9 protein-coding genes and 1 tRNA gene are annotated in these 12,564 nt (G+C 67.7%); 5 read left to right on the forward strand and 5 right to left on the reverse strand.

The window, feature by feature from the left end:
* Positions 1–222: 222 nt before the first annotated feature.
* The 3 genes from AC1DYK_RS20855 to polA all read right to left on the reverse strand — a co-directional run bounded on the left by AC1DYK_RS20855 (position 223) and on the right by polA (position 5,302).
* On the reverse strand, positions 223–1,122 hold the full coding sequence (locus tag AC1DYK_RS20855) for a LysR family transcriptional regulator (protein WP_478168043.1): 900 nt from the start codon (positions 1,120–1,122) through the stop codon (positions 223–225).
* 68 nt (positions 1,123–1,190) lie between these two features.
* The gene (locus AC1DYK_RS20860) at positions 1,191–2,483 is read right to left on the reverse strand and encodes a M20/M25/M40 family metallo-hydrolase (RefSeq protein WP_478168044.1); all 1,293 of its coding nucleotides are present in this window, start codon (positions 2,481–2,483) and stop codon (positions 1,191–1,193) included.
* A gap of 26 nt (positions 2,484–2,509) precedes the next feature.
* Complete coding sequence (gene polA / locus AC1DYK_RS20865) at positions 2,510–5,302, reverse strand: DNA polymerase I (protein WP_478168045.1); 2,793 nt, start codon at positions 5,300–5,302, stop codon at positions 2,510–2,512.
* Between the two features lie 98 nt (positions 5,303–5,400).
* Between polA and AC1DYK_RS20870 the strand changes: the two genes are divergently transcribed.
* Genes AC1DYK_RS20870 through AC1DYK_RS20880 form a run of 3 tightly spaced genes read left to right on the forward strand, consistent with a single transcriptional unit; the run spans position 5,401 to position 7,627 of the window.
* Positions 5,401–5,772 (forward strand): hypothetical protein, encoded by a 372-nt coding sequence (locus AC1DYK_RS20870; protein ID WP_478158281.1) that lies wholly within the window; start codon positions 5,401–5,403, stop codon positions 5,770–5,772.
* A gap of 7 nt (positions 5,773–5,779) precedes the next feature.
* On the forward strand, positions 5,780–6,823 hold the full coding sequence (locus AC1DYK_RS20875) for a homoserine kinase (RefSeq protein ID WP_478168046.1): 1,044 nt from the start codon (positions 5,780–5,782) through the stop codon (positions 6,821–6,823).
* A 9-nt stretch (positions 6,824–6,832) separates the two neighbouring features.
* Entirely contained in the window at positions 6,833–7,627 is a 795-nt protein-coding gene (locus tag AC1DYK_RS20880) for a BPSS1780 family membrane protein (protein WP_478168047.1), read from the forward strand.
* Positions 7,628–7,853: 226 nt separating this feature from the next.
* Here the strand turns inward: AC1DYK_RS20880 and AC1DYK_RS20885 are convergent, their stop codons facing one another.
* On the reverse strand, positions 7,854–10,226 hold the full coding sequence (locus tag AC1DYK_RS20885) for a UvrD-helicase domain-containing protein (protein ID WP_478168048.1): 2,373 nt from the start codon (positions 10,224–10,226) through the stop codon (positions 7,854–7,856).
* A 193-nt stretch (positions 10,227–10,419) separates the two neighbouring features.
* On the opposite strand from AC1DYK_RS20885, the gene AC1DYK_RS20890 reads away from it, so the two are divergent.
* Positions 10,420–11,397 (forward strand): GMP reductase, encoded by a 978-nt coding sequence (locus AC1DYK_RS20890; protein ID WP_478168049.1) that lies wholly within the window; start codon positions 10,420–10,422, stop codon positions 11,395–11,397.
* 16 nt (positions 11,398–11,413) lie between these two features.
* Here the strand turns inward: AC1DYK_RS20890 and AC1DYK_RS20895 are convergent, their stop codons facing one another.
* Positions 11,414–12,280, reverse strand: a complete 867-nt coding sequence (locus AC1DYK_RS20895; protein ID WP_478168050.1) for an alpha/beta hydrolase — start codon at positions 12,278–12,280, stop codon at positions 11,414–11,416.
* 89 nt (positions 12,281–12,369) lie between these two features.
* Here AC1DYK_RS20895 and AC1DYK_RS20900 point away from each other — a divergent pair.
* Positions 12,370–12,445, forward strand: a tRNA-Ala gene (locus AC1DYK_RS20900).
* The last annotated feature ends 119 nt before the right edge of the window (positions 12,446–12,564 follow it).

Genomic DNA, 12,564 nt, shown 5'->3' on the forward strand with positions numbered 1-12,564 from the left:
GTGCGGGACGGGCGATCCCCTCTGCGCCGCTGAGGAGCGCAGCTTCAGGCGGATCAAGGGCCGCGCGTGTCTGAGCGCAGCGAGTTTGCGCGGACCCCGCCTGAAGCGAGCACCGGAAGGGAGCCCGAAGGGCCGGCGCAGTGGGGTCGACTGGCCCGTACCGCGTGACGGGCGCTCTTCCAAGGGACAAGGGACAAAAGGGACACCCCAGACCCAACGCGCCTAGTTCATCCCCTCGATCGCCTCCCGCATGCACCGCGTGATGCTCCGCACGGCGACCGAATCCGGCCGCCCGGCGAAGCGCAGCGCGCGGATCGGCACCGGGATATGGGGCTCCAGCGTCAGCACGTCGACCTTGTTTCGATCGGCCGAGCTCGCGGTGCAGCCGTCGACCAGCGCCACGCCCAGCCCGTGATGTGCCATCGCCAGCGCCGCGTGATAGGTCTGCACCGTCACCACCGCCTGGAAGCCGACGCCGGCCTGACGGCAGGCCTGGCTCAGGCTGGTGCCGACAGGGTCGCGGCTGTCGAGGCCGACCACCGGCAGCTTCACGAGGTCATGCAGCGCCACCGAGCCGTTGCGCAGCAGCGGCCGCGGCAGCATGCCCTTGGGCGCGATGCAGACCATGCGGCTGTCGGCCAGTTCCTCCTGCGTCAGCGAGGGGTGCACCGCCGGACTGAACGCGAACCCCACGTCAGCTTCCTGCAGCAGCAGCGCCGACATGATCTGCGGCGAGTGCAGCGACTCGACCGTCACCGCGATCGCCGGATGCTGCTCGCGAAATCGCTTGAGCGCGCGCGGCAGCACCTCGTAGCTGAGCGCGAGCACGCTCAGGATGCGCAGCTCGCCCGTCTCGCTGGCGGTGCGCAGGTTGGCGGCGAGACGCTGCACCTCGTCGAGTTGCGCGAACAGCCGCTCGATGTGCGGATACAGCGTCAGCGCCTCGGTGGTCGGCGCGAGTCTGCCCTTGGCGCGCTGGAACAGCGGGAAGCCGAGCTGGATCTCGGCATGCTGCAGGGTCCGGCTGACCGCCGGCTGCGTGATGTTGATCAGCCGCGCCGCCGCGCTCACGCTGCCCGTGAGCATGATCGCGTTGAAGACCTCGATGTGGCGCAGGCGCATGGGATCAGGCCTGCGCCCCCTCGGGCGGCAGCGACGACACGAAGTGCGGCGCGTGGGGGCTTTTCACATCAGGGCGCCGGACGTCCGACCTTGCCGCGCGAGATGTCCATGATCAACTGCGCCGAGAGGTACAGCCGCGGCTCGATCGAATCGACCAGCACGTACTCGGCATCGGCCGAATGGGCGCCGAAGCCCTGCAGGCCGAAGCGCTCGACCACCGCCGCCTTGGTCTTCAGCGCCGCGAAGGCGGCATCGGTGCCGCCGCCGGCGACCTTGTCGTCCGCGCCGAGCTCGCGGCCCAGTTCCTTGTAGATCTGCTGCGCGTGCAGCGCCAGCGCGCGCGAGGCGTCGGTGGCCTCGAGCGGCGGGCGGCGGCGCTCGAACTTCATCTCGACCTTGGCCTGCGGCACCAGCTGCTTCTTGACGCGCTCCTGGATCTGCTGCTCGATGCGGTCGTAGTCGCTGACCTTCAGCACCCGCACGTCGGCGCCCGCCGTGGCGCTGGCCGGGATCACGTTGCGGTTGCTGCCCGCGCGCGAGATGGTCCAGTTCATCTTCAGCCCGGTCGCCGGATCGGACAGGTCGCGCATCTGCAGGATCTGATGCGACAGCTCGTACAGCGCATTCACGCCCTGCTCCGGCGCCGAGCCCGCATGCGAGGCCTTGCCCGTGACATTCAGGGTGACGGAAGCGATGCCCGCGGTGGCCAGCGAGAGCTTGTCGCCCTGGACCGGGGCGCCTTCGTAAGACAGCACGACGTCGTGCTCGCCGCCCAGCTTCGTGATCAGCTGGCGGCCGCCGGGCGAACTGATCTCCTCGTCGCCGTTGATCAGCACCGTGAGCGTGCCGTACTCCTTGAAGTCCATCGCCTTGAGCAGCGCCAGCGTATGGGCGATCACCGCGATGCCCTGCTTGTCGTCGGCGATGCCCAGGCCATAGGCCTTGTCGCCCTCGACGCGGAAGGGCTGCTTGTTCAGCATGCCGATCTGGTAGACCGTGTCCATGTGGGCGATGAGCATGATCTTCTTCGTGCCCGTGCCCTTGAAAGTCGCGCGCACGACCTTGCCGATCTTCTCGGGCGTGTCTTCCATGCGGTAGGCCTCCGCCGAGGGATCGATCAGCTCGACCTGGCCGCCAAGCGCGCGGAACTTGTCGGCGATCAGGTTGGCGATCTTGTCGAGGCCCTCGAGGTCGCGGCTGCCGGATTCGATCGAGACCAGCTGGTTCAGCGTCTCGAGCAGCGCGGGCTTTTCCTTGGCGGCCAACGTGGCGATGCGTTCGTCGGGGACGGCGAAGGCGCTGCCCATCCAGGCAGCGCAGGCGGCGCAGAGCGCGAAGGTGGCGATTTTGGAGCGATTCATTCGGTGTGTGTCTTCCTTGGATGTGTTCAGTGGGCTTTGTCCCAGTTGGGACCAAAGCCGATTTCCGCGAGCAGCGGCACCTTCAGGTCCGCCACGCCCGCCATTAGGCGTGGGATCTCGGTGCGGACCCATTCGACTTCCGCTTCGGGCACTTCGAACACCAGTTCGTCGTGCACCTGCATGATCATCTTCGTGCCGCGCTGCTCGGCGTCGAGCACCTGCTGCACCTTGACCATGCTGAGCTTGATCAGGTCGGCCGCGGTGCCCTGCATCGGCGCGTTGATGGCGGCCCGCTCGGCGCCGCCGCGGCGCGGACCGTTGGGCGAGTTGATCTCGGGCAGGTAGAGCCGGCGGCCGAACACGGTCTCCACATAGCCCTTCTCCTTGGCCAGCGCCTTGGTCTCGTCCATGTAGACCTTCACGCCCGGATAGCGCGCGAAATAGCGCTCGATGTAGGAGGCTGCGGCCTTGGTCTCGATGCCCAGGTTGCGCGCCAGCCCGAAGCTGCTCATGCCGTAGATCAATCCGAAGTTAATGACCTTCGCATAGCGGCGCTGCTCGCTCGACACCTGGTCGACCGGCACGCCGAAGACTTCGCCCGCGGTCGCGCGGTGCACGTCGATGCCCTCGGTGAAGGCCCGCAGCAACGATTCGTCGCCGCTGATGTGGGCCATGATGCGCAGCTCGATCTGCGAGTAGTCCGAGCTCGCGATCACGCGGCCGGCGGGCGCCACGAAGGCTTCGCGCACGCGCCGGCCTTCGGGCGTCCGGATCGGGATGTTCTGCAGGTTCGGGTCGTTGCTCGACAGCCGCCCGGTCACCGCCACCGCCTGCGCGTAGTGCGTGTGCACCCGGCCGCTGCGCGGATTGGCCAGCAGGCCCAGCTTGTCGGTGTAGGTGCCCTTGAGCTTGGAAAGGCCGCGATGTTCGAGAATCTTGGCGGGCAGCGGGAAGTCCTCGGCCAGCTTCTCGAGCACCTCCTCGTCGGTGCTCGGCGCGCCGCTCGGCGTCTTCTTGATGACCGGCAGCCCGAGCTTGGTGAAGAACACCTCGCCGATCTGCTTCGGCGAGCCGAGGTTGAAGGGCTGGCCCGCCAGCTCGTAGGCCTCCTGCTCGAGCGCCATGATGCGCTTGCCGAGCTCGTTGCTCTGCGACGCCAGCGTCGGCGCGTCGATCAGCACGCCATTGCGCTCGATCCGGTAGAGCGTCTCGCTGGAGGCGATCTCCAGTTCGTAGATGAAGCGCAGCTTCTCGTCGGCCTGGAGCCGGGGCCAGAGCACGCGGTGCACGTCGAGCGTCTGGTCGGAGTCCTCGCAGGAATACTCGGCCGCCTTGTCGATCGCCACCTGGCTGAAGGAAATCTGGTGCGCGCCCTTGCCGCAGAGGTCCTCGTAGTCGATGCCGCTGCGGCCCAGGTGCCGCTCGGCGAGGCTCGCCAGGCCATGGGGCTTGTGCACTTCGAGCACGTAGCTCTGCAGCATGGTGTCGTGTGCGTAGCCCTGCACCTCGATGCCGTGGTTGGCGAACACATGGCGATCGTACTTGACGTGCTGGCCCAGCTTCTTCTTCGCGCCGTTCTCCAGCCATGGCCGGAGCTTCTCGAGCACTTCGTCGCGCGGCAGCTGCGCCGGCGCGTCGGGGTAGTTGTGGGCCACCGGGATGTAGGCCGCCTCGCCGGGCTTGACGCTGAAGCTCAGGCCGACGATCTCGGCGCGCATCTCGTCGAGCGAGGTGGTCTCGGTGTCGATGGCGACCAGCTCGGCGGCCTCGATCTTCGCCAGCCAGGCGTCGAAGGCCTCCCAGGTCATGACCGTGTCGTAGGCCAGGTTGCTCACCTTCTCGGCGGCTTTCTGGGCGGGATCGCTGAACAGGTCGATGCCGCCCTCGGGCCCCTTGCGTTTCTTGTTCTCCTCGATCAGCTCGGGCGGCACCGCGTGCGACTCGAGCGACTTGACCAGGCTCTTGAAGCCGAACTGCTCGTAGAAGTCCTTGAGCGCATCGGTCTGCTGCACGCCGATCGCGATCCCCTCCAGCGCCGGCAGGCCGCTCACGTGTTCGCCGAGATCGCAGTCGGTGCGGATGGTGACGAGGCGCCGGCCCTGGGGCAGCCAGTCGAGCGCGCGGCGGAGGTTTTCGCCGGCCTGGCCCTTGACCTCGTCGGCACGCGCGATCAGGGCCTCGAGCGAGCCGTATTCGAGCAGCCATTTGGCAGCGGTCTTCGGGCCGACCTTCTGGACGCCGGGCACGTTGTCGACGGTATCGCCCACCAGCGTCTGGTAGTCGATCATCAGCTTCGGCGGCACGCCGAATTCGGCTGTCACACCCGCCACGTCGCGCTTCTTGCCGTTCATCGTGTCGATGATCGTGATGTGTTCGTCCACCAACTGGCTCATGTCCTTGTCGCCGCTGGACACGATCACCTCAATGCCCTGGTCGGCGGCGGTCCGCGCCAGCGTCCCGATCACATCGTCGGCCTCGACCCCGGACACGCACAGCACCGGCCAGCCGAGCATCCGCACCACCTGGTGGATCGGCTCGACCTGGCTGCGCAGGTCGTCCGGCATCGGCGAGCGGTTGGCCTTGTAATCCGGGTACCAGTCGTCGCGGAAGGTCTTGCCGGGGGCGTCGAAGACGCAGGCCGCGTAGTCGGCCCGCACCTCGCGCCGCAGCGCCTGCATCATGTTGATCATCCCGCGGATGGCCCCGGTGGCCGGGCTGCTGTTGTCGCCCGGAACGGCGCGCAGATCGGGCATCGCGTGGAAGGCGCGATAGAGGTAGCTCGATCCGTCGACGAGCAGCAGCGTTTTCTTGTCGGTCATCGGGCCATTTTGCCGTGCCCCGCGGCCTCCCCCGGAAGACGGAAAAGATCGGCACTTACTTCTATCTCCGGACCGGACGCGGACCTACAATCCCACGCATGTCCTCCTCCATGCTCCTCGTTCGCCTCGCCACGCTCGTGCTGGCCTGTGCCGCGCCCGTCGCTGTCGTTTTTGCGCAAAACCCGCAGCCGTCGGCCCCGGCGCCTGCCCAGGGACAGCAGGACCCGGACAAGGCGGCCGGCCGCCAGAACCAGAGGATCGAGCGCATCCACACCGAGGACAGCGGCGCCACCATCGACGAACTGCGCGTCGGCGGCCAGACCCAGGACATCACGGTCAAGCCCAAGAACAACGCCCCGGCCTACCAGGTCATGCCCAACGCCGAAGAGCGCGTGCGCAACCAGGGGCAGTCCGACTCCAGCGCGGGCGAAGGCGGCTCGCGCGTCTGGTGGAACGTCTTCAAGTTCTGAGCGCGCAGTGGCGGTTTTCACGGAAGTCGGATTCGACGAAGCCGACGCGCTCGTCCAGCGCCTGGGTCTCGGCCCCCTGACCGCCCTCAAGGGCATCGAGGGCGGCATCGAGAACACGAACTATTTCGCCACGACCGAGTCCGGCGAGTTCGTCCTGACCCTGTTCGAGCGCCTCGGCGCCGAGCAATTGCCCTACTACCTCTGCCTGATGAAGCACCTGGCGGCGCGCGGCATCCCCGTGCCCGAGCCGGTGGCCGATCCGGCGGTCGCGCCGCCCAAGGGCCATGCGCTGTCGATTCCCGCCAGTGCCCCCTGCGAGTTGCTGCACACGGTGGCCGGCAAGCCGGCGGCCGTGGTCCAGCGCCTGAAGGGCAAGAGCGAACTGGCGCCTTCGGCCGCCCATTGCGCCGAACTCGGCCGGCTGCTGGCGCGCATGCACCTGGCGGCCCGCGACTACCCCCGCATCCAGCCCAACCTGCGCGGCCTGCCTTGGTGGAACGACACCGCGCCGGTGGTGCTGCCCTACCTGGAGGCCGCTCAGGCTGCACTGCTGCGCAGCGAACTGGCCTACCAGAATCACGTGGCCGAATCCTCGGCCTATGCTGCGCTGCCGCGCGGGCCGGTGCATGCCGACCTGTTCCGCGACAACGCGATGTTCGACACCCACGCCAGCGCCGACGCGCCGCGCCTCACGGGTGTCTTCGATTTCTACTTCGCCGGCGCCGACAGCTGGCTGTTCGACATCGCCGTGTGCCTGAACGACTGGGCCATCGACCTCGCCAGCGGCCGCCACGATGCCGCGCGGGCCGACGCCCTGCTGGCCGCCTACGGCACGGTGCGCCCCCTGACCGGCGCCGAGCGTGCGCTGCTGCCCGCCATGCTGCGGGCCGCGGCGCTGCGCTTCTGGATCTCGCGCCTGTGGGACTTCCACCTGCCGCGCGAGGCGAGCATGCTCAAGGCCCACGACCCGACGCACTTCGAGCGCGTGCTGCGGGAACGCGCGCACGCCTCCTTCGAATTTGCGTCCGGCGCCGATGCGCTGGCCGCCTGACCGGATCCGATGAAACTCAATCTCGTGCCGGCGCGTACCGGCGTGCTGTGGGTCCGTAGCGGACTCAAGGCCTTTGCGAAGCAGCCGCTGGCCTTCATCTCGCTGTTCTTCTTCTTCATGGCGATGGTGTCGATCGCCTCGCAGGTGCCGTTGATCGGCGCCGCCATCGCCCTGATGCTGCTGCCCACCATGACGCTGGGCCTCATGGCGGCGGCGCAGCAGGCCTCCGGGCCCGAGAAACCGCCGGCCGGCACCGTGTTCCTGGCAGCGCTCCACGCGATCCGCGCCGATGTGCGGCCGATGGCGGTGCTGGGCGCGCTCTACGCTGCGCTGTTCCTGCTGGTCATGGCGATCTCTGCGCTGGCCGACGGCGGCCAGTTCGCCCGCGTCTACCTGCTCGGCGGCCCGCTCACGCGCGAACTGGCGGAATCGACCGAATTCCAGGTCGCGCTGTGGATCGCCATGGGCCTGTACCTGCCGCTCTCGCTGGCCTTCTGGCATGCGCCCGCGCTGGTGCACTGGCACCGCGTGCCGCCGGCCAAGAGCCTGTTCTTCAGCTTCGTGGCCTGCTTCAAGAACTTCGGCGCCCTCACCGTCTTCGGCCTGGCCTGGGTCGGCGTCTTCATCGGCGCCGGCATCGTGCTGAGCCTGCTCGCCAGCCTGCTGGTCGCGGTCGGCGCGATGGGCGCCGGCGAAGGCGCCGCGGCGATCGGCGGCGCCCTGATGATCGGCGGCGCGCTGGTGATGGCCGCGATGTTCTTCACCAGCACCTGGTTCACGTTCAGAGACTCCTTTCAAGAATAGGGCTCGCCCCCAGGTTGCCCGCACTTCGTGTCGGGCGCCCACCCCCTACCGGGGGCAACACCAGGGGCCCGGCAAAGCCGGTTCCCCGGTGGCACTGTTGCTCGCCCCCAGGTTGGGCTCACTGCGTGTAGCCCGCCCACCCCCTACCGGGGGCAACACCAGCGGCCCGGCAAAGCCGGTTCCGCGGTGTTTCACGAACGGGCCTGGCTGCGCCGGCCGGGCGGGGTCAGACGGGCGTCAACTTGGCGACTGACAGCGCCAGCCACTTGACGCCGTGGCGCGGGAAATTGACTTGCGCGCGCGCATCGTCGCCGCTGCCTTCCAGCGCGGTCACGGTGCCTTCGCCAAACTTGTTGTGGAACACCTGCATGCCCGAGCGCAGGCCGTGTGACGGTGCGGCCTTCTGCGGCGGGACCGGCGGGCTGGCGAAGCTGTCCTTGCTGCTGAAACCGCCCGACCCGCCGCGCGTCGTCGCGTACCCGCCGCCATAGCCGAAGGCCGACGGCGCGAAGCCCTGGTTCTTCGGCGTCAGCCATTTCAGGGCGCCTTCGGGCAGCTCGTCGAAGAAGCGGCTCTTGAGGTTGTAGCGGGTCTGGCCGTGCAGCATCCGGGTCTGCGAATGGCTCATGTAGAGCCGCTGGCGCGCCCGCGTGATGGCCACGTACATCAGCCGCCGTTCTTCCTCGAGGCTCTCGTTGTCGCTCATCGAGTTCTCGTGCGGGAACAGGCCTTCCTCCATGCCGGTGATGAAGACGCAATCGAACTCGAGGCCCTTGGCCGCATGCACCGTCATCAGCTGCACCGCATCCTGGCCGGCCTGGGCCTGGTTGTCGCCCGACTCCAGCGCCGCATGGGTCAGGAAGGCGGCCAGCGGGCTCAGGGTTTCGCCGGTCTCGGCGTCGGGCGCCAGCGGTTCGTCGAGCACCGCCCGGTTCGGATCCAGCCCCTGGCTGGCCGGCGACTGGCGCAGTTCGTCGACCGGCAGCGCCACCGCGTCGCGGCCGAAGCCTTCCTGGGTCACGAAGCTCTCGGCCGCGTTCACCAGTTCTTCCAGATTCTCGATCCGGTCGGCGCCTTCGCGGTCGGCCTTGAAGTGCTCGATCAGGCCGCTGTGGTCGAGCACCAGTTCGATGATCTGGCGCAGCGACTGCCCCTCGGTCTGCTCGCGCAGCACGTCGATCTTCGCGACGAAGGCCGACAGGTTGGCACCGGCCTTGCCGCCGACCGCGTTCACGGCGTCGTGCATCGAGCGGCCGGCCGCGCGCGCCGCGTCCTGCAGCTGCTCGATGCTGCGGGCGCCGATGCCGCGCGGCGGAAAATTGACGATCCGCAGGAAGCTGGTGTCGTCGTCCTTGTTCTCGAGCAGCCGCAGGTAGGCCAGGGCATGCTTGATTTCGGCCCGCTCGAAGAAGCGCAGGCCGCCATACACGCGGTACGGCACCGAGGCGTTGAACAGCGCGGTCTCGATCACCCGGCTCTGCGCATTGCTGCGGTAGAGCACGGCCATCTCCTTGCGGTCGATGCCGTCGCGCACCAGCTGGCGCATCTCCTCGACCATCCACTGCGCCTCGGCGAAGTCGCTGGTCGACTCGTAGACGCGCACCGGCTCGCCAGGGCCCTGGTCGGTCCGCAGGCTCTTGCCGAGCCGCTTGGTGTTGTGGCTGATCAGCGCGTTGGCCGAATCCAGGATGTTGCTGTAGCTGCGGTAGTTCTGCTCGAGCTTGATCTGGTGCGAGACGTCGAATTCGCGCACGAAGTCGGCCATGTTGCCCACCCGCGCGCCGCGGAAGGCATAGATGCTCTGGTCGTCGTCGCCGACCGCGATCACGCTGTTGTCGTTGGGCGTGAAGCGGCCTTCGGCGGTGGTCCCCGAAAGCATCTTGATCCAGGCGTACTGCAGCCGGTTGGTGTCCTGGAACTCGTCGATCAGGATGTGGCGGAAGCGTCGCTGGTAGTGCGCGCGGACGGGGTCGTTGTCGCGCAGCAGTTCGTAGCTGCGCAGCATCAGCTCGCCGAAATCGACCACGCCCTCGCGCTGGCACTGTTCTTCGTACAACTGGTAGAGCTCGACCTTCTTTCGGTCGTCGTCGCTGCGGACCTCGACGTCGCGCGGGCGCAGGCCGTCTTCCTTGGCGCCGGCGATGAACCATTGCGTCTGCTTGGCCGGGAAGCGCTCGTCGTCGACGTTGAACTGCTTCATCAGCCGCTTGATGGCCGAGAGCTGGTCCTGGGTGTCGAGGATCTGGAAGGTGGACGGCAGGTTGGCGAGCTTCCAGTGGGCGCGCAGGAAGCGGTTGCACAGGCCGTGGAAGGTGCCGATCCACATGCCGCGCACATTGACCGGCAGCATCGCGCCCAGCCGCGTCATCATTTCCTTGGCGGCCTTGTTGGTGAAGGTGACGGCCAGGATGCCGCCCGGCGACACCTGGCCGGTCTGCAGCAGCCAGGCGATGCGGGTGGTCAGCACCCGGGTCTTGCCGGAACCGGCGCCAGCCAGGATCAGCGCATTGCCGGCCGGGAGCGTCACGGCGGCGAGCTGCTCGGGGTTGAGATTTTGGAGCAGCGGCGAATCTGCGGCGGGCGCGAGGTCGGTGAACATCCGTCGATTGTAGAAAGCACAGCGTATGGGGGGTATATGAAGGGCCGTTGCCACCTCTTCGGGCCGGGCGTGTAAAATCAGTCACCGGGCCCAAGTTTCTTGCGCCCGGTTTTTTGTGCGCGTTTTCCTATCGCGAAAACGCCCGAATACCGGCCGGACCAAGCGCTCAATTCACCCTTCAAGGAGCTTGGTTATGCAGATCTTCGACTACGACAACATCCTCTTGCTGCCGCGCAAATGCGTGGTGGAAAGCCGCTCGGAGTGCGACGCCAGCGTCACGCTGGGCGGGCGCAGCTTCCGCATCCCGACGGTGCCGGCCAACATGAAGACCGTGGTCGACGAGACCATCTGCACCTGGCTGGCGAAGAACGGCTACTTCTACGTGATGCATCGCTTCGACCTCGACAACCTGAAGTTCGTCAAGGACATGCACGCCCAGGGCGTGTTCGCGTCGATCTCGCTCGGCGTCAAGAAGCCCGACTACGAGACCGTCGACCAGATGGTCGCCGCCGGCCTGGAGCCCGAATACATCACGATCGACATCGCGCACGGCCATGCCGACAGCGTGAAGAACATGATCGGCTACCTCAAGAAGAAGCTGCCGAAGAGCTTCGTGATCGCCGGCAACGTCGGCACGCCCGAGGCCGTGATCGACCTGGAAAACTGGGGCGCCGACGCCACCAAGGTCGGCATCGGCCCGGGCAAGGTCTGCATCACCAAGCTCAAGACCGGTTTCGGCACCGGCGGCTGGCAGCTGTCGGCGCTCAAGTGGTGCGCGCGCGTGGCGACCAAGCCGATCATTGCCGACGGCGGCATCCGCGACCACGGCGACATCGCCAAGAGCATCCGCTTCGGCGCCTCGATGGTGATGATCGGCTCGCTGTTCGCGGGCCACGAGGAGTCGCCGGGCCAGACGGTGGAGGTCGACGGCGCCCTCTTCAAGGAATACTACGGCTCGGCCAGCGACTTCAACAAGGGCGAGTACAAGCACGTCGAGGGCAAGCGCATCCTCGAGCCGATCAAGGGCAGGCTGGCCGATACGCTGGTCGAGATGGAGCAGGACATCCAGAGCTCGATCAGCTACTCGGGCGGCCGCAAGCTGATGGACATCCGCAAGGTCAACTACGTCATGCTGGGCGGCGACAACGCGGGCGAGCACCTGCTGATGTAAAGGTAAAGACGCGGCCTCAGGCCTCGAGCAGCTGCGCCGCCAGCTGGTGCAGCCGATGCGCCGGATCGGCCAGCGCATCGACGATGCTGAAATGGTTGCGTCCCGGCATCAGTTCGCACACCGGCACGGTGCGCGAGCCCCAGGCGTCGCGGATCAGCGTGTTCTGGCGCTTGAATTCCTCGCTCTCGTCGCCGCCGGCGATCGCCCAGAGCCGGCCGCGCGCCGGCGCCGGCCACAGCGCCGGGCTCAGGCGCCGGGCCGCGTCGTCCGTCAGGCGCAACGTGTCGGCGATGAAGGGCGCGTGCTGCAAGGGCCGCAGGTCGTGCACGCCCGAGACCGACAGCGCGTTTCGCACCAGCGGCGCGGGTAGATCCGGCGCCACTGCCTTCCAGTCGCAACCCAGCAGCATCGCCGCCAGGTGGCCGCCCGCCGAATGGCCGGCAACCGTAATGCAAGAGGGGTCGCCGCCGTGGGCCGCGACGTGGCGCCAGGTCCATTCGAGCGCGCGCACCATCTGCAACGCAATGTCGTCGATGCCCACCGGCTGCTCAGGCGTGCCGGGGCACAGCGCGTAGTTCGGCAGCACCACGCAGACGCCGCGGTCGTTGAAGGCGCGCGCGATGAAGGAGTGCTGGCTCTTGTCGAGCGAGCGCCAGTAGCCGCCGTGGATGAACACCAGCACGGGCGCGTCGGGCACCGGCGCCGGGAAGACGTCGAGCATCTCGCCGGGCCCGTCGCCGTAGCGCAGGTCGACATGGCAGGGCTGCGCGGCACGGGTCGCGGCGGACTCCGCCGCCCAGCGCTCGAGGTACGCGGGATGGTCCGGCACCAGCGCGCGGTTGTTGTACATGCGGTCCAGCCAGGACGGATCGGACGAAACCATCTGCTCTTGCTCCGTGGGTGACGAGGCGCGCATCTTGACATGGCGGCGTGCAAGAACAGGCCGGTTCTGGTTAGAATTCGAACTGCGTTGGGGGGGTAGCTCAGCTGGGAGAGCGCCGCGTTCGCAATGCGGAGGTCGTGAGTTCGATCCTCATCCTCTCCACCAACATTCCAGCATTCATGCGGGTTCCGGGGCCATTCGGCCCCCTGGCCCTGCATCGACCCCCACCTCCGGAAGACCGGCGTTGCCGCCTCGCAACGCGGTGTTGCCGCTTCCCTGACGAC

The organism is Variovorax sp. P2_H12 (assembly GCF_056403395.1).

Coding starts and splice junctions, on each gene's coding strand:
- AC1DYK_RS20855 (WP_478168043.1), bottom strand. CDS start 1,122: ATGCGCCTGCGCCACATCGAGGTCTTCAACGCGATCATGCTCACGGGC.
- AC1DYK_RS20860 (WP_478168044.1), bottom strand. CDS start 2,483: ATGAATCGCTCCAAAATCGCCACCTTCGCGCTCTGCGCCGCCTGCGCT.
- polA (WP_478168045.1), bottom strand. CDS start 5,302: ATGACCGACAAGAAAACGCTGCTGCTCGTCGACGGATCGAGCTACCTC.
- AC1DYK_RS20870 (WP_478158281.1), top strand. CDS start 5,401: ATGTCCTCCTCCATGCTCCTCGTTCGCCTCGCCACGCTCGTGCTGGCC.
- AC1DYK_RS20880 (WP_478168047.1), top strand. CDS start 6,833: ATGAAACTCAATCTCGTGCCGGCGCGTACCGGCGTGCTGTGGGTCCGT.
- AC1DYK_RS20885 (WP_478168048.1), bottom strand. CDS start 10,226: ATGTTCACCGACCTCGCGCCCGCCGCAGATTCGCCGCTGCTCCAAAAT.
- AC1DYK_RS20890 (WP_478168049.1), top strand. CDS start 10,420: ATGCAGATCTTCGACTACGACAACATCCTCTTGCTGCCGCGCAAATGC.
- AC1DYK_RS20895 (WP_478168050.1), bottom strand. CDS start 12,280: ATGGTTTCGTCCGATCCGTCCTGGCTGGACCGCATGTACAACAACCGC.